Annotated in this window: 16 protein-coding genes; 10 read left to right on the forward strand and 6 right to left on the reverse strand. The window is 63.1% G+C overall.

The features are described from left to right. Positions 1-69: 69 nt before the first annotated feature. The gene (locus EB235_RS01010) at positions 70-687 is read right to left on the reverse strand and encodes a L,D-transpeptidase (protein WP_027032809.1); all 618 of its coding nucleotides are present in this window, start codon (positions 685-687) and stop codon (positions 70-72) included. 226 nt (positions 688-913) lie between these two features. Between EB235_RS01010 and cueR the strand changes: the two genes are divergently transcribed. From cueR to EB235_RS01025, 3 genes are all read left to right on the forward strand, one after another. Beyond that, positions 914-1,336, forward strand: coding sequence for a Cu(I)-responsive transcriptional regulator (gene cueR / locus EB235_RS01015; protein WP_027032808.1), 423 nt, complete (start codon positions 914-916; stop codon positions 1,334-1,336). A gap of 150 nt (positions 1,337-1,486) precedes the next feature. Beyond that, a complete protein-coding gene (locus tag EB235_RS01020; protein WP_027032807.1) occupies positions 1,487-1,678 on the forward strand; it encodes a hypothetical protein in 192 nt (63 codons plus the stop codon). A gap of 458 nt (positions 1,679-2,136) precedes the next feature. Beyond that, positions 2,137-2,637, forward strand: coding sequence for an MmcB family DNA repair protein (locus EB235_RS01025; protein WP_051429879.1), 501 nt, complete (start codon positions 2,137-2,139; stop codon positions 2,635-2,637). Between the two features lie 5 nt (positions 2,638-2,642). Here EB235_RS01025 and nhaA read toward each other — a convergent pair whose 3' ends face one another. The 5 genes from nhaA to EB235_RS01050 form a co-directional block, all read right to left on the reverse strand. After that, positions 2,643-3,833, reverse strand: coding sequence for a Na+/H+ antiporter NhaA (gene nhaA / locus EB235_RS01030; protein WP_027032804.1), 1,191 nt, complete (start codon positions 3,831-3,833; stop codon positions 2,643-2,645). A gap of 55 nt (positions 3,834-3,888) precedes the next feature. Beyond that, positions 3,889-4,452, reverse strand: coding sequence for an ActR/PrrA/RegA family redox response regulator transcription factor (locus tag EB235_RS01035; protein ID WP_027032803.1), 564 nt, complete (start codon positions 4,450-4,452; stop codon positions 3,889-3,891). 64 nt (positions 4,453-4,516) lie between these two features. Beyond that, a complete protein-coding gene (locus EB235_RS01040; RefSeq protein WP_027032802.1) occupies positions 4,517-5,842 on the reverse strand; it encodes an ActS/PrrB/RegB family redox-sensitive histidine kinase in 1,326 nt (441 codons plus the stop codon). A 33-nt stretch (positions 5,843-5,875) separates the two neighbouring features. Beyond that, a complete protein-coding gene (hrpB, locus tag EB235_RS01045; RefSeq protein ID WP_027032801.1) occupies positions 5,876-8,338 on the reverse strand; it encodes an ATP-dependent helicase HrpB in 2,463 nt (820 codons plus the stop codon). Between the two features lie 56 nt (positions 8,339-8,394). Beyond that, entirely contained in the window at positions 8,395-9,285 is an 891-nt protein-coding gene (locus EB235_RS01050; RefSeq protein ID WP_027032800.1) for a DMT family transporter, read from the reverse strand. Positions 9,286-9,313: 28 nt separating this feature from the next. Here EB235_RS01050 and EB235_RS01055 point away from each other — a divergent pair, with 28 nt between their 5' ends. The 7 genes from EB235_RS01055 (at position 9,314) to EB235_RS01085 (ending at position 15,903) form a co-directional block, all read left to right on the forward strand. After that, complete coding sequence (locus tag EB235_RS01055) at positions 9,314-10,012, forward strand: PIG-L deacetylase family protein (RefSeq protein ID WP_027032799.1); 699 nt, start codon at positions 9,314-9,316, stop codon at positions 10,010-10,012. 232 nt (positions 10,013-10,244) lie between these two features. Beyond that, positions 10,245-11,576, forward strand: a complete 1,332-nt coding sequence (locus EB235_RS01060; protein WP_027032798.1) for an ABC transporter substrate-binding protein — start codon at positions 10,245-10,247, stop codon at positions 11,574-11,576. A 108-nt stretch (positions 11,577-11,684) separates the two neighbouring features. Beyond that, positions 11,685-12,632: a carbohydrate ABC transporter permease gene (locus EB235_RS01065; protein WP_027032797.1), complete on the forward strand. Its 948-nt coding sequence runs from the start codon at positions 11,685-11,687 to the stop codon at positions 12,630-12,632. Beyond that, positions 12,629-13,579, forward strand: a complete 951-nt coding sequence (locus EB235_RS01070; RefSeq protein WP_027032796.1) for a carbohydrate ABC transporter permease — start codon at positions 12,629-12,631, stop codon at positions 13,577-13,579. Before EB235_RS01065 ends, EB235_RS01070 begins: the two co-directional genes overlap by 4 nt. Continuing rightward, positions 13,576-13,782 (forward strand): hypothetical protein, encoded by a 207-nt coding sequence (locus EB235_RS01075; protein ID WP_027032795.1) that lies wholly within the window; start codon positions 13,576-13,578, stop codon positions 13,780-13,782. The genes EB235_RS01070 and EB235_RS01075 overlap by 4 nt, the downstream gene beginning before the upstream one ends. Before the next feature lie 2 nt (positions 13,783-13,784). Next, the gene (locus EB235_RS01080) at positions 13,785-14,897 is read left to right on the forward strand and encodes an ABC transporter ATP-binding protein (protein WP_027032794.1); all 1,113 of its coding nucleotides are present in this window, start codon (positions 13,785-13,787) and stop codon (positions 14,895-14,897) included. After that, positions 14,890-15,903, forward strand: coding sequence for an ABC transporter ATP-binding protein (locus tag EB235_RS01085; RefSeq protein ID WP_027032793.1), 1,014 nt, complete (start codon positions 14,890-14,892; stop codon positions 15,901-15,903). Before EB235_RS01080 ends, EB235_RS01085 begins: the two co-directional genes overlap by 8 nt. Positions 15,904-15,931: the final 28 nt, after the last annotated feature.

Consider the following 15,931-nt stretch of genomic DNA (forward strand, 5'->3'; position numbering starts at 1 on the left):
GCCTAGACGGTCCGCGTACGAAACCTTGTCTTCTCGTTTGACCATGATCCCGCGAGGGGATCGTGGTCCTTACATCACGATGACCTTGGCGCCCACCTCGGCGCGGTCATAGAGGTCGATGATGTCCTGGTTCATCAGCCGGATGCAGCCCGACGACATCGCCTTGCCGATCGAGTTCCATTCCGGGCTGCCATGCAGGCGGTAGCCCATGTCGCCGCCCTTGTTGAACAGATACATGGCGCGCGCGCCGAGCGGGTTCTTCAGGCCTGGTTCCATGCCGTCAGCGAACTTCGCCAGTTCCGGCTGGCGCTTGATCATCTCGCGGGGCGGCGTCCAGGTCGGCCATTCGCGCTTCAGCGCGATATGGGCGGTGCCGTGCCACTCGAAGCCCTCGCGGCCCACACCGATGCCGTAGCGGATCGCACGACCGTCACCCTCAACGAAGTAGAGGAACTTGTTTTGCGTATCGACGATGATGGTGCCCGGCTTTTCCGGGCTGTCATAGTTGACTTCCTGCCGGTGGAACTGCCTCGGCACTTTTTCGATCGGGATACGCGGCAGCTGGTAACCGGCATCGGTCACCGCGCCATAGTCGTTGGAGAAAATCTGCCCGCCGATGGTGCTGCAACCGGCGAGTGCAGAGGAGAGCGCCAATGCGGCAATTATTGCAAACGACTTCAACCGCATAAGGTGATCCGTGCCCCGCCAAAACCTGTGCGGCACGAGTCAGCCGCTTTCTCACCGTCATTCATGCTGGCATTTGCTTTGCTTGCCAAGCGGGCGATGCCTATATGCGTGTCCTTGCGTGCTGGTAAGCGTATCACTATGGCATTTCGGCAACAGACTTCACCGGATTGTGAAGGAAATTCAATGAGGGCGACATCAAACGGTTACCTGGAATCGAGGAACAGCCATGAACGTGGGTGATGCAGCCAACCGGTCCGGCCTGCCGGCCAAGACCATCCGTTACTACGAAGAGATCGGTCTGATCGCGCCCGCGCGCGCCGCCAATGGCTACCGCGATTACTCCAGCGACGACATCCACCGGCTGGCCTTCTTGCGCCGCGCGCGCAACCTCGGCTTTTCCATCGAGGATTGTCGCCAGTTGATGGCACTCTACCAGGATCGCAGCCGCGCCAGCGCCGACGTGCGCGACATCGCCGCCGCCCATGTCACGGCGATCGAGGAGAAGGTGCGCGAACTGCAATCGATGCGCACGACCCTGCAGAAACTGATCCACGCCTGCCATGGTGATGACAGGCCGGATTGCCCGATTTTGGATGATATGGCGGGATTCGCGCAACCAAGTGGGAAAGACGCCTCTGCATCGATATAAGAAACGCTCCGAAGAACCCCGAGACTTGTCGGCCGTACCCCCAGGATATCAGCCAATGGTCTCGATGACCGTCGAATTGCACGTCACGCTCTATGCGGAAGCATGGCCGCTGATAAGGCGGACAGATATCCGAAGCCGTGAGCCATCCCAATGACGGTCATCGTTCTTAAAGTCGTTGCAATCATATTGCCGATATTGGGGCTGGTTGTTTTTCTCTCTCGCAAGCTCGAGATACATCAGCGCTTGTTCGTATTTATCTTAGCCGTCGTGTTTAGCGTTCCTATTGGCTTTGGCCTCTACCTATGGTTCGTTCTGATGCTTTTTGACGGGCACCCACAGTGAGAGTGCAGGAAGTCGAGTTCGTCCGGCGGAACACCACGGGACCGTGAAATAGCTGTCCCCTTTATGGCCGAGCTAGGCTTGCTGGCAGAGGCTTTTCCAGCTCGGCCTTTGTCTTCAGGACGCCATCGACAAAGTCATTGAACTCTTCAACACTCAAATGGCACTGACTCTCGGTCATGCCATACTGGCACAATCTGAAGACTACGAATTTCTTATCATCGGCATGGTCAAACTTGATGAGGAACTGGAATGAATAGGGCCTGCCAACCGCTACATAGACCTGACGCAGGTTTACCGACGTGAAAGCCCTTTTGATGCCCCTCAAAAACCCCATTCTCGCCCCCGGTCTGTCCGTCCGCTTTTCATATCAGCGCGCCCTCGACACGTCACCGGATCTGTCATAATCGCCCTCAAGAAATGGGTTCAAACCGTGAACAAAATCTGGCATGGTGCCGACCATGCCGATTATCTCCCCGATTCTCCTCAATCCCCTCATCGACGGCCGCCAGTCCGAGCGCGCCATGCTGGTGCGGCGTGGTGTGCAGCGGCTGCTTATGCAGATGGGCATGCATGTGCTGCCTGAACTGTCGCTTGCCACCGGCCGTCGCGCCGACCTCGTGGCGCTGACGCGGCAAGGCGACATCTGGATCATCGAGATCAAATCCTCGATCGAGGATTTCCGGGTCGACCGCAAATGGCCTGACTACCGGCTGCATTCCGACCGCTTCTTCTTCGCCACCCATCCGGGCGTGCCCTCGGAGATCTTTCCGGAAGAATGCGGCTTCATCCTCTCCGACGGCTACGGCGCGGAGATTCTGCGCGATGCGCCGGAGCACCGCATGGCGGCGGCAACGCGCAAGGCGCTGATGCTGCGCATCGCACGGGCCGGCGCGGCACGGCTGCTGGCGGCGGAGCTCGCGGGGGTGTCGGTGCCGGCGCTGGAGGGGGAGAGCGAGTAGGCGCGCTACTCTTGCCCTTCCTCCGCCCCACCCGCCGCCGGTGCCATCAGCAGCACGGCGGCGCCCAGCAGCGCGGCTATGAGGGAGCCGGCGAGGATGCCGACCTTGACGGCGTCCTGCAGGGCCACATCATTGGCGAAAGCGAGCAGGCCGATGAACAGGCTCATGGTGAAGCCGATGCCGCAGAGCAGCGAGATGCCCACCATGTGCGACCAGCCGGCATTGGCCGGCAGATCGGCCAGGCCGAACCGGATGGCAAGTGCCGATGAGCCGAACACGCCAACCAGCTTGCCGACAACCAGGCCGGCGGCGACGCCCAGCGTCAACGGCTCGATCAGCGCGCCGAAACTGAGGCCAGCAAGCGAGACGCCGGCATTGGCAAAGCCGAAGATCGGAATGACGAAGAACGGCACGATCCCGTGCAGGCCATGCTCGAGCCGATGCAGCGGCGAATGATCGAGGTCGTGGCCGATGCCGGCGGAGCGTTCGAGCGGAATGGTGAGTGCCAGGGCCACCCCGGCAAGCGTGGCATGGACACCCGACTTCAGCACCAGCACCCACAGGATGACGCCTAGCACGAGATAGGGCACCAGCGTCATCACCCGCATGCGGTTGAGGACGATGAGAACCGCAATGACGGCGAAGGCAGCACCGAGATAAGCCAGCGACAGGCCGCTGGTATAGAAGATGGCGATGATGATGACGGCGCCGAGGTCATCGATGATGGCGAGCGCGGTAAGAAAGACCTTCAGCGAGGCCGGCACGCGGCTGCCGAGCAGCGACAGCACGCCGAGCGCGAAGGCGATGTCGGTGGCGGTCGGGATCGCCCAACCAGAAAGGGCTGGTCCGTTGTTGCGGTTGATCAAGACATAGACCAGTGCCGGAACCACCATGCCGCCGGCGGCGGCAACACCGGGCAGCACCCGGCGTGGCCAGGTCGAAAGCTGGCCGTCCAGCATCTCGCGCTTGATCTCCAGGCCGACCAGCAGGAAGAACACCGCCATCAGCCCGTCATTGACCCAGTGCGAGACACTGAGCGGCCCGAGATAGGCGTGGAGAACGGAGAAATAGGTTTCGGCAAGAGGCGAGTTGGCGACGATCAGGGCAAGGGCGGCGGCCACCATGAGGATGATGCCACCAGCCGCCTCGCTGTCGAGAAATTCGCGGAAGACGGACCGCTGCTTCAAATCCTGCATGTCACCTCCGTCATGCCGCCCGTTCGGCGGGCTTCATTCGCGATGATGCTCAAACTCAGCGCGGCGCGCGCTTGGCCAGAATCCGCTGCAGGGTGCGGCGATGCATGTTGAGCCGGCGCGCGGTTTCGGAGACGTTGCGCTCGCACATCTCATAGACGCGCTGGATGTGTTCCCAGCGCACGCGGTCGGCCGACATCGGGTTTTCCGGGGGCGCGGCGCGCTCGCCTGTCGTACGGGTGAGCGCGGCGAAGACATCGTCGGCATCGGCGGGCTTGGACAGATAGTCGACGGCGCCGAGCTTTACGGCCGTCACTGCGGTGGCGATGTTGCCGTAGCCGGTCAGGATGATGGTGCGGGAATCCTCGCGCTTCTCGCGGATGGCGGCGACGACGTCGAGGCCGTTGCCGTCGCCCAGCCGCATGTCGACCACGGCATAGGCCGGCGGATTGGCGCGGGCCTTGCCCACCGCCTCCTCGACGCTCTCGGCGGTCTCGACCACGAACCCCCTGGTTTCCATGGCGCGGGCCAGACGGGTTAGGAACGGCTTGTCGTCATCGACGATCAGAAGCGAGGTGTCCTCGCCCTCAACCATTGCGCCAATATTCTCATCGCCTGTCATCGTCTTGAAAATTCCTGCTGCCTTAATTTTACGCAGATATAGTTTCGCGCCGCTATTGTCCAATTTACGCAGTGTCAAACATGGTGGCTGGAGCCATTTCCGGGTTCAGGAAGACATTGCGCGGCCACGAAATCTGCACCACGGCGCCCTCGCCCAGCCCGCTCGAATTGCGGAAATCGAGTGCTGCACCCGAGCGCTCCAGCAGCGTCTTGGCTATGAACAGGCCTAGTCCCAGGCCACCGCCGGCTTCATTGCCCTGGCGCGTCGACATATAGGGCTCGCCGATGCGGTCGATGATTTCGGGCGGAAAACCAGGCCCGTCGTCGATGATCGAGAAGGTGACGGCGGCATCATCCCAGCTCCAGCGCACGGTGACGCTCTTGCGGGCGAAATCGACGGCATTCTCGACCAGATTGCCAAGGCCGTAGATGACGCCGGGATTGCGGCGTCCAACGGGCTCCGGCCCGGTGCGATCGCCGGGACGAAGCTTGATCGAAATGCCGAAATCGCGATGAGGCGCGGTGACCTCCTCGACCAGCGAGGTCAGCGGCAGCCGCGAAAGATGTGCCTCGCCCTCGGACGACAGGCTGGTCAGGCGCTTGAGAATTTCGCGGCAGCGCTCGCTTTGCGAGCGCAGCAGCTTGACGTCTTCACCGTATTTCGGGTCGCTGCCGAGCGCCTTTTCCATCTCCTTGGCGACCAGCGTGATGGTGGCGAGCGGCGTGCCAAGCTCATGCGCCGCCGCCGCCGCCAGACCATCGAGCGCCGAAAGGTGCTGCTCGCGCTGCAGCACCAGTTCGGTGGCGGCAAGCGCATTGGCTAGAAGCCGCGCCTCGGCGGCCACCCGGAAGGCGTACATGGCGGTGAAGGCGATTGACGACAGCACCGCCATCCACATGCCGGCGACATAAATGAAAGGCATGGCCAGCGGTGCGCCCTCATACCAGGGCAAGGGCAAATGGATGAACACCAGCAAGGTGGCGGCCGTCATCACCAGTCCGCCCAGCAGCGCCGTCAGCCGGAGGGGCAGCGACGTCGCCGAAATGACGACGGGCACGGTCATCAACAGCGAGAACGGATTGGTCAGACCGCCGGTCATGTAGAGCAGGCCGGCAAGCTGCAGGCTGTCGAAGATCAGGATGCCGAAGGCCGCGAAAGGGGTGAGCCGGTGCGCTGCCGGAAAGCGGAAGGCCAGAAACAGGTTCATCCACGCCGAACAGGCGATCAGCGCGAAGCACAGGCTGACCGGCAGCGGGAATTTCAAGCCATAGGCGACCACAAGCACCGTCACGCTCTGACCGACAATGGCCAGCCAGCGCAGCCGGATCAGCGTGTTGAGGCGCAGTCGCTGGCTCTGCTGGAAATCGGGCGAACGCAAAACATTGATCATGGCCAATGGATTACAGCCGTAAAGCGCCCAAGGCTAGGTCCCGCGCGGTTTGGCACGGGCGGTAGCGGCGGCGAGCAGCGGGTTTTCCGGCCAGACATGCTTGGGATAGCGGCCACGCATGTCGGCGCGCACGTCGGTCCAGGAGCCGCGCCAGAAGCCGGGCAGGTCGCGCGTCGTCTGGATCGGCCGGTGCGCCGGCGACAACAGTTCAAGCGTCAGCGGAACCGTGCCATTGGCGATCGAAGGATGGCGGTCGAGGCCGAACAGTTCCTGCACGCGGATTGCCAGCACCGGCCATTCGCCGTCATAGCGGATCGGCACGTGGCTGCCCGATGGGGCGTCGAAATGGGTCGGAGCCATAGCATCGACCTTGCGTTGCAGGTCGTGCGGCACGAGCGCGGCGAGCCCCGCCGAGACGGCACTCGGGTTGATGGCGCCGAAGGAGGCCGCGCCCGACAGGAACGGCAGCAGCCAGTCGTCGAGGCGCTCGATGAGGGCCGCGTCAGACATGTCGGGCCAGGGTGCGCCGAGGCCGCGATGCAGCCAGGATAGCCGATGGCGCAGCGTCTCGGCCTCCTTGCTCCAGGTCAGCAGCGACAGGCCGTGCTCGCGCAAGGCGTCAAGAATGGCGCGGTCGGCCTCGCTGCCGGCCGGTGGCGGCAGCATGCGCTCGGCCAGGGTGATGGCGCCAAGGCGAACGGTTTCGCGCACGCGCACGGCACGGCGCTCGCGGTCGAAACTGGTTTGCCGGCGTGTTTCGATCCGGTCGGCCAGCGCCGCGCGAATGTCCTCCTCGCCGATGGCTGCCGCCGCCGTGATGCGTGCATTCTGCGCTTTGCCCTGCAGGTCGGCGACGACCAGAAACGGCTCACCCGCCAGCGGGTCGGCGGCATCGAGCATGGCGCCGGAACCATTGGCGAGCACGAAGCGGCCGCGCTCGCCGCGCGCCTTGGCGACGCGGTCCGGCCAAGCGTGGATCAACAAGGAGCCGGCAGGGGCTGCTTCGCCGTTTTTCGCCCCGCCCACCTGCCTCGCCAGCCTCTCAGCCAGTTGCCGTGCTGCGGTGGCGCGGGGTGATCGTTCAGAGCGAAAGCGCATCAGCCGCCGTTCGAGATCGGCGCCGTCGCCGCCAAGGCCGCGTTCAGTGAGCAGCACGGCCAACATGGCTGCCTCGAAGGCGTGGCCGCTGCTGGCCGCCTCGGCGACCATATGCGCCAGCCGCACCGGTAGAGCGAGCTTGCGCATCGAAGCGCCCGCTTCCGTCAGGCGCCCTGCCTCGTCGATGGCATGCAGCGCGCGCAACAACGCCCTTGCCTCGTTAAGCGCCGGCGCAGGCGGCGGATCGAGGAAGGCGAGCGCCGTCGGATCGGCGACACCGAAGGCGGCGCAGTCGAGCAGCAGGCCGGAGAGGTCGGCTTCGAGGATTTCCGGCGGCGTGAAGGCGGGAAGTGCCGATGTCTGCTCGGCGCGCCACAGCCGGACGGCGACGCCGGCCTGCGTGCGTCCGGCGCGGCCGGCGCGCTGGTCGGCGGAGGCCTTGCTGACACGCACCGTCTCCAGCCGCGTCAGGCCGCTGGCCGGCTCATAGCGCGGCAGCCGCGACAGGCCGGAATCGATGACGACACGCACACCGTCGATGGTGATGGAGGTCTCGGCGATCGAGGTCGCCAGCACCACCTTGCGGCGGCCTGATGGCGCCGGTTTGATCGCCGCGTCCTGCGCCTTGCCGTCGAGCTGGCCATAGAGCGGCACGATATCGGTGTCGGCGCCGAGCTTGCCGGCCAGCCGCTCGGTGGTGCGCTCGATCTCGCGTTGGCCGGGCAGGAAGGCAAGCACGCTGCCGCTCTCGTCGGCAAGTGCGGCGCGAATTGCCTTGGCCATGGCGTCCTCGATCGGAACACCGGCCGGCCGTTCGTCGTAGCGTATGTCGACGGGAAAGGCGCGGCCCTCGCTTTCGATCACCGGCGCGCCCGACAGCAGTTTCGCGACGCGGGCGCCGTCGAGTGTCGCCGACATCACCAGCAGCCTGAGGTCCGGACGCAGCGCACCTTGCACGTCAAGCGCGAGCGCCAGACCGAAATCGCCGTCGAGCGAGCGCTCGTGAAACTCGTCGAAAATGACCGCCGAGACGCCGGGCAGTTCCGGATCGTCGAGGATCATCCGCGCCAGCACGCCTTCGGTGACGACGAGTATCCTGGTCTTTGTCGAAGTGCGGTTTTCCATGCGCATGGCGTAGCCGACCGTGGCGCCCAATTCCTCGCCGAGCAGTTCGGCCATGCGGCGGGCAGCGGCGCGGGCGGCGAGCCGGCGCGGTTCGAGCAGGATGATCTTGCCCGTGCCCAGCCAGGACGCATCGAGCAGCGCCAGGGGTACCAGCGTCGTCTTGCCAGCGCCGGGCGGCGCCACCAGCACGGCACTGTTGCCAGAGCCGAGCGCTTCGCTCAATGCCGGCAACACGGCGGATACCGGAAGCTCCGGCAAGAGTCTTGTCGTCATCGCGCCCGCATATCAGCGGTTGCCGTCACCGCGCAACTTATGGCGCAGGAGCCAGTTCAAAGCCGGGTGCGCGAAAACGGGTTCCAGCGCACCGTGCCAAGCCGCGCTTCCTCGCGCACCATGGTCAGCAGGCCGGAGCCGCCGACGACCGCGAGGCCGACGAGCGACAGCCAGTCGGGGTATTCCCGGAAGAACAGGGCACCAAGAATCACCGCCCAGACGATCTGCGAATAATGCGTCGGCGCGATCCGGTTGGCGGGGGCATATTTGGCGGCGAGCAGTTGCAGCAATTGTCCACCTGCGGTGAAGGCGCCCGCCATCGCCAGCCAGACAAGCTGCATGGCATTCGGCAAGGTGAACGAGGTGGCGGCGGCGCCGGCGCCGTTGAACAGCAGGCCATAGCCGACAAGCACGCCGAGCATCGATGTGCGCTTCTCCTGCTGGGCGAGCGACCGCATCAGGATGATGCTGGTCGCGGCGAGGAAGGCAACCACAAAGGCCGCCAGGTGGCCGAGGTTCAATTCACGAAAACCCGGCCGCACCACCAGCATCACGCCTGCAAAGCCGGCGACCACGGCAAGCCATCGCCACGGGCCGACCTTTTCCTTCAGGATGACTGTCGACAGGATGGTGACCAGCAGGGGCGCCAAAAAGATCAGCGCGTAGACCTCCGCCAGCGGAATGTGCGTGAAGGCATAGACGCTGAGCACGCCCGAGGCGATGCCGGCCCAGGCCCGCGCCTGCACGGCCCATGGCCGCTTCATGCGCCAGAAATCGCGCCAGCGCTCGCCCACTGGGCGGGTGAAGAACAGGAAACAGCCGGCAAACAAGGTCGCGAAGAAACCGATCTCGAAGACGGTGAACTGTCCGCCCAGGCTCTTGATAACGGCATCGCTGCCCGAATAGCTTGCATAGGCGATCAGGGCGAGCAGAATTCCGTTCGTCACTTTTTTCATTTCCGAGGGGTGAGTGGCTTTGAAAATATTGGCGCTCGGTGCGCATCCGGACGACATCGAGATCTTCATGTTCGGTACGATGGCCGCCTATGCGGCGCAAGGCGCAGAGCTCACTTTTGCCGTGGCCACCGATGGTGCCAAGGGCGGCAAGAGTGACGCCACGGTGCTTGCCCGTGTCCGCCGCGAGGAAGCAACGACCGCAGCCGCGCTGCTAGGTGCCGCGCCACGCTTCCTCGACTTTCCCGACGGCGAGCTGGTGGCCGATGCCGCGCTGATCGGCGCGCTGAAAACGCTGATACGCGCGACCGGGCCTGATCTGGTGATCACGCATGCACCCAACGACTATCACGCCGACCACCGGGCACTGTCGGACGGTGTGCGTATCGCGGCCTCGTTCGCGGTTCCGGTGCTGCATGCCGACACGATGGGCGGCACCGGATTCGCGCCGACGCACTATGTCGATATTTCCGCCCACCGGGATATCAAGACGCAGGCGATCCGCGCGCACCGCTCGCAGCGGCCTGAACAATATGTCGACAGAGCGCGCATCCAGAACGAATTCCGCGCCGGTCAATGCAACGCCGCGCCTGGTTCCTTGGCCGAAGCGTTTCGCTTCGAGCCGACATTTCCCTTCGCCGACATACGCGCCTTGCTGCCGCCCGCGCCGCCTGTTCGGCCAGTGACGCCACAGACGACCGTCGTCGGCGAAGCCGACTGAGCGACTGACGGACGAGCCCTCCGGCAGTCATTTCCCAACGATTTCAATCCCCCGTTTCGTGATGTTGCGGCGCAGCGACGAATTCGCTTGCCTTGTTTAGTAAAAATTGCATCACTAAACAAATTACTAAACATCTGCGACGCACGGCGCCGCCATGTTTAGGCCCCTGAGGAGAGGGGTTGAGGGCTCTTGAAACCGTCATCCGGGCGCGTTTCGCAAATGGGAGGAAGGCATGAAATCGAGCTTGAAACTGGCGTTGGGACTGGCCTCGGCGATCTTTGCGTCGACAGCCGTCTCGAACGTCGCGCACGCTGAAGACCTGACGCTGTGCTGGGCCGCCTGGGACCCGGCCAACGCGCTGGTCGAACTGTCCAAGGATTTTACCAAGGAAACCGGCATCGGCATGAAATTCGAATTCGTGCCATGGACCAACTATGCCGACCGCTTCCTCAACGAGCTGAATTCGCACGGCAAACTGTGCGACCTGATCATCGGCGACAGCCAGTGGATCGGCGGCGCCGCCGAGAACGGCCACTACGTCAAGCTGAACGACTTCTTCGACAAGGAGAAGATCAGCATGGACGACTTCGTGCCAGCAACCGTTGTCGGCTATTCGGAATGGCCGAAGAACACGCCGAACTACTGGGCGATGCCGGCCATGGGCGACGTCGTCGGCTGGACCTATCGCAAGGACTGGTTCTCGAAGCCGGAGCTGCAGAAGGAATTCAAGGCGAAGTATGGCTGGGATCTCGGCCCGCCGGCGACCTTCGACCAGCTGAAGCAGATCGCCGAATTCTTCCAGAAGCGGCAGATCGATGGCAAGACCGTCTATGGCGCCTCGATCTACACCGAGCGTGGTTCGGAAGGCATCACCATGGGCGCCATGGACGTGCTCTACAGCTACGGCTTCCAGTATGAGAACCCGAAGAAGCCCTACGACATGGAAGGCTTCGTCAATTCACCCGATGCGGTCAAAGGCCTGGAGTTCTACAAGGCGCTCTACGATTGCTGCACGCCTCCGGGCGCCTCCAACAGCTACATGGGCGAAGGCGTCGATGCCTTCAAATCCGGCCAGGTGGCGATGCACATGAACTTCACCTTCACCTGGCCCGGCCTGCAGAAAGACGAGAATGTCGGTGGCGACAAGATCGGCTACTTCGTCAATCCGAAGGGTCCCGGCGGTGCTCAGTTCGCGCAGCTCGGCGGCCAGGGCATTTCAGTGGTGTCCTATTCCGACAAGCAGGAATCGGCGCTGAAATACATCAAGTGGTTCGCCAACAAGGATGTGCAGGCCAAGTGGTGGTCGCTTGGCGGCTATTCCTGCCTGAACGCAGTGGTGAAGGATCCGAAATTCCCCGCCAGCCAGCCCTACGCACAGGCCTTCCTCGACTCGATGGCCATCGTGAAGGACTTCTGGGCCGAGCCGAGCTACGCTCCGCTGCTGCAGGCCTCGCAGAAGCGCTTCCATGACTATGTCGTCGCCGGCCAGGGTTCGGCCAAGGACGCGCTCGACGGGCTGGTCAAGGACTGGACGCAAGTCTTCCAGGACGACGGTAAGCTGTAAGGCTCCTCCCGAGCTGTGACCCAGCGTCCCGTGCCGCTCTTGGCACGGGACGCAGTTCAGATAAATTCCATGACAGAGACGAGCCACGTGACCGAAGCAGGAATTACCATGCTCAATCGGACTGCGGAGAACGTTGCCCGGGCGACCCCGGAACCGTTGGCCCGCAAGGTTCGGGGCATCAGCGACAAGGGCCTCGCCTGGCTGTTCATCTCGCCGACGATCCTGTTGCTGCTCGCCATCAACATCTTCCCGTTGTTCTGGGCGATCTATCTGTCGTTCACCAATTACCGGGCCAACCGGCCGAACGAAGTGGTGAAGAACCTCGGCTTTGCCAACTACCAGCGCATCCTTGGCGACCAGGATGTCTGGATCGCCATGCAGACGACGGCGCATTTCGTGTTCTGGACCATCCTTCTGCAGACGCTGATCGGCTTCACGCTGGCCTGGCTGATCGATCGGAAATTCCGCGGCCACGCCTTCTGGACGACGCTGATCCTGGTGCCGATGATGCTGTCGCCGGCGGTGGTCGGCAATTTCTGGCGCTTCCTCTACGAGCCGCAGATCGGCCTTTTCTCCTATGTCATCTCGTTTGTCAGCGGCATTCCACCGACAAGCATACAGATGCTCTCCAACGTGTCGCTGGCTCCGTGGTCGATCATCATCGTCGATACCTGGATGTGGACGCCCTACGTGATGCTGATCTGCCTCGCGGGCCTGCGCTCTATCCCCGAATACATCTATGAGGCGGCCGAGGTCGACCGCGCTTCCAACTGGCGGCAGTTCTGGTCGATCACGCTGCCAATGGCGCTGCCCTTCATCATGCTGGCGGTGCTGTTTCGCGGTATCGAGAATTTCAAGATGTTCGACATGGTCAATCTCTTGACCGGCGGCGGGCCGGGTTCGACCACCGAGGTCGCCTCGATCACGCTGAAGCGGCAGGCTTTCGAGAGCTGGCGCACCGGCTATTCCTCGGCCTTCGCCATCATCCTGTTCGTGGCGGTGTTTGGTCTGGCCAACATCTACGTCAAGGCGCTCAACAAGGTGAAGCAGAGATGAGCCTGACCACAGCCCATTCGGTCGTCGCTCCCAGCAGCAACTCGAAACGCATCGCCGGCGCGATCATCATCGCCTATGCGCTGATCTCGATCGTGCCGCTGTTGTGGATCTTCGCCACCAGCTTCAAGACGCCGCCGGATTCGATCGCCTATCCGCCAAAAATCCTGTTCCAGCCGAGCCTCGAAGGCTATTGCAACCTGTTCACGACGCGCACACGACAGACCCCGGAATACATCAACTCGCTTGGCCCGGCGACCGGCTTCTGCGACGAGACCGTGCGCAAGCGCAACATGGTTATCGCCGGTGCATCCAACTTCCTGCCGCGCTTCATCAACTCGCTGATCATCGCCTTCGGCTCGACCTTCTGCGCGGTCTTTCTCGGCACGCTGTCGGCCTACGGTTTCTCGCGCTTCAAGGTGCCGCTCGCCGACGATCTTCTGTTCTTCATCCTGTCGACGCGCTTCATGCCGCCGATCGCTGTCGCGATCCCGATCTACCTGATGTACCGCGAGCTTGGCCTGTCGGACACGGCGCTTGGCATGATCCTGCTCTACACGGCGGTCAACGTGTCGCTGGCGGTGTGGCTCTTGAAAGGCTTCATCGACGAAATCCCGCGCGAATATGAAGAAGCGGCGATGATCGACGGCTATACCAGGCTGCAGGCCTTCTGGCGCACAGTTCTGCCGCAGGCGACGACAGGCATTGCCGCGACCGCCATCTTCTGCCTGATCTTCGCCTGGAACGAATATGCTTTTGCCGCGCTTCTCACCTCGGGCACGGCGCAGACCGCGCCGCCCTTCATCCCGACCATCATCGGCGAAGGTGGCCAGGACTGGCCGGCGGTTGCGGCCGGCACCACGATCTTCCTGGTGCCGATCCTTGTCTTCACCATCCTGCTTCGCAAGCAATTGCTGCGCGGCATCACCTTCGGTGCGGTGCGCAAATGAGCATGACCAAATCAGTCAAACGCAAATCACGCTGGCCAGTGTGGGCGCGGCGCGGTGCGATGGAGAACATCGCCACGGCACTGATCGCCATCGGCTTTCTGATGCTGTTCCAGCCCTTCGCGCTGTCGCTCTACACCTATTCCTTCATCACCATGCTTGCCGGCACCGTGATGTTCATCATCGTCTCGAAGTTCCCGGAATAATCATGGCCGAAATCCGCGTTCAACATTTGAGAAAGGCCTTCGGCGATTTCGTCGCCGTGCAGGATTCCAACTTCGTCGTCGAGGATGGCGAATTCTTCGTCATGCTCGGACCATCGGGCTGCGGCAAGACCACGACCTTGCGCATGATCGCCGGGCTCGAATTGCCGACCGGCGGCCAGATCTTGCTTGGCGGCGACGACGTCACCATGCTGCGGGCCCGCGAGCGCGACATCGCGTTCGTCTTCCAGCTGTTCGCGCTCTATCCGCACATGAATGTGCGCAAGAACATCGGCTTTCCCCTCTTGGCGCAAGGCATGCCCTCTGCCGAAATCCGCAGCCGCGTCGAGGAGACGGCGAAACTCCTGCGCATCGACCATCTGCTCAACAAATCCGTCTCCGGCCTTGCCGGCGGCGACCGCCAGCGTGTTGCGCTCGGCCGCGCCATCGTGCGGCGGCCAAAATGCTTCCTGATGGACGAGCCGCTCGGCACGCTCGATACCGAATTCCGCGATTTGATGGTCCATGAGCTGCGCGAACTGCACAACCGCATCCATGCCACCACGGTCTATGTCACGCACGACCAGATGGAAGCGATGTCGATGGCCGACAAGATCGCTGTCATGAACCATGGCGTCATCGAGCAGTTCGGAAGCCCTCGCGAAATCTACGACCGTCCCGCAACCATGTTCGTCGCCGACTTCATCGGCTCGCCGCCGATGAATTTTCTGGGGTTCGGCGGCGGGCTCACCAAGGGCACGAAGGAGGTTGTCGTGCAAGGTGCGACAGTCGCGGTGCCGGAGGTGCGCGAGGACATCGCGCCGGCCGATATGGCGCTGGGCATCCGGCCCGAACACATCCGCTTCGACGACGCCTCGAAGCTGCGCGGCGCCATTTACGGCACGGAATATCTCGGCACCACGCAGATCGTCGCGGTCGAAACGGCGGACGGAATCATCAAGGCGCGGGTGCCGGCCGAGATCAGACTCAATGCCGGTGATCATGTCGGCCTGACGCTGAACAGCGCCCGGCTGTCGCTGTTCGACAAGGGGTCCGGCCGTGCCGTGAGAACCGCTGTCCACGACACCGCCTCTCAAGGGAGAGCGCAGCATGGCTGACGTGCACATCAAGAACGTGACCAAGAGCTTTGGCGAGCATGTCGCCGTCAATGGTCTCGACCTGCACATATCAGACGGTGAATTCGTCGTGCTGCTCGGGCCAACCGGCGCCGGCAAGACGACGACGCTGCGGCTGATCGCCGGGCTGGAGCGGCCGGACAGTGGCACGATCGAGATCGGTGGCCACAATGCGACGACATTGTCGCCGGCCGAGCGCGACACGGCTTTCGTGTTCCAGCAATATTCGCTCTATCCGCATCTATCGGTGTTCGACAATCTCGCCTTCCCGCTGCGCTCCCCGGCGCGGAAAATACCGGAAGACCAGATCCGCCGCCGGGTCGAGGAGGTGGCGAAGATGGTGCGCATTCATCACAAGCTCGCCAACCGCTCGACGAAGCTCTCCGGCGGCGAAATGCAGCGCGTCGCCATCGGCCGGGCGCTGGTGCGCAAGCCTTCGATCTATCTGATGGACGAACCGCTGTCGTCGCTCGACGCCAAGCTGCGGGCGGATCTGCGGCTCGAACTGAAGCGCATCCAGACGGAGCTCGGCGCCACCATGCTCTATGTCACGCATGACCAGATCGAGGCGATGACCATGGCTGACCGCATCGGCATCCTTGCCGATGGCGTGCTGGTGCAGATCGGCTCGCCACGAACAATCTATTCCGAGCCGGCAAACCTGCATGTCGCGGCAAGGCTCGGTCAGCCGGCGATCAATCTTCTGCCGACGGGCCTGCTGCCCGATGGCGGCGCGCCGACCGGGACCAGGACGATCGGTGCGCGCACCGAGCATCTGGCCATCGAGAAGGCAACAAATGGCCACGCCGACGGCGTCGTCGACTGGGTCGAGCATCTTGGCGACCAGAACCATCTGCATGTGACGGTGGGGCCGAAGAAACTGGTGACGCTGACCGACCCGGACACCGATCTGGCGCAAGGCGACAAGGTGGTGATCCGCTACCGCTCGCCGCTCTATTTCGGCGCCGATGGACAAAGGCTGATGTGAACGGTTTCGGTGCTTCCCCGCCAAGGGA

This window comes from Mesorhizobium loti R88b (assembly GCF_013170845.1).
Taxonomy (GTDB): Bacteria; Pseudomonadota; Alphaproteobacteria; order Rhizobiales; family Rhizobiaceae; genus Mesorhizobium; species Mesorhizobium loti_B.

Bases quoted from the DNA above. Each gene is read 5' to 3' on its own strand.
- EB235_RS01010 (WP_027032809.1), bottom strand. From the start codon at position 687: ATGCGGTTGAAGTCGTTTGCAATAATTGCCGCATTGGCGCTCTCCTCT.
- EB235_RS01040 (WP_027032802.1), bottom strand. From the start codon at position 5,842: ATGATCAATGTTTTGCGTTCGCCCGATTTCCAGCAGAGCCAGCGACTG.
- EB235_RS01020 (WP_027032807.1), top strand. From the start codon at position 1,487: ATGACGGTCATCGTTCTTAAAGTCGTTGCAATCATATTGCCGATATTG.
- EB235_RS01025 (WP_051429879.1), top strand. From the start codon at position 2,137: ATGCCGATTATCTCCCCGATTCTCCTCAATCCCCTCATCGACGGCCGC.
- EB235_RS01075 (WP_027032795.1), top strand. From the start codon at position 13,576: ATGAGCATGACCAAATCAGTCAAACGCAAATCACGCTGGCCAGTGTGG.
- EB235_RS01035 (WP_027032803.1), bottom strand. From the start codon at position 4,452: ATGACAGGCGATGAGAATATTGGCGCAATGGTTGAGGGCGAGGACACC.
- cueR (WP_027032808.1), top strand. From the start codon at position 914: ATGAACGTGGGTGATGCAGCCAACCGGTCCGGCCTGCCGGCCAAGACC.
- EB235_RS01070 (WP_027032796.1), top strand. From the start codon at position 12,629: ATGAGCCTGACCACAGCCCATTCGGTCGTCGCTCCCAGCAGCAACTCG.
- EB235_RS01060 (WP_027032798.1), top strand. From the start codon at position 10,245: ATGAAATCGAGCTTGAAACTGGCGTTGGGACTGGCCTCGGCGATCTTT.
- EB235_RS01065 (WP_027032797.1), top strand. From the start codon at position 11,685: ATGCTCAATCGGACTGCGGAGAACGTTGCCCGGGCGACCCCGGAACCG.
- EB235_RS01080 (WP_027032794.1), top strand. From the start codon at position 13,785: ATGGCCGAAATCCGCGTTCAACATTTGAGAAAGGCCTTCGGCGATTTC.
- nhaA (WP_027032804.1), bottom strand. From the start codon at position 3,833: ATGCAGGATTTGAAGCAGCGGTCCGTCTTCCGCGAATTTCTCGACAGC.
- EB235_RS01085 (WP_027032793.1), top strand. From the start codon at position 14,890: ATGGCTGACGTGCACATCAAGAACGTGACCAAGAGCTTTGGCGAGCAT.
- hrpB (WP_027032801.1), bottom strand. From the start codon at position 8,338: ATGACGACAAGACTCTTGCCGGAGCTTCCGGTATCCGCCGTGTTGCCG.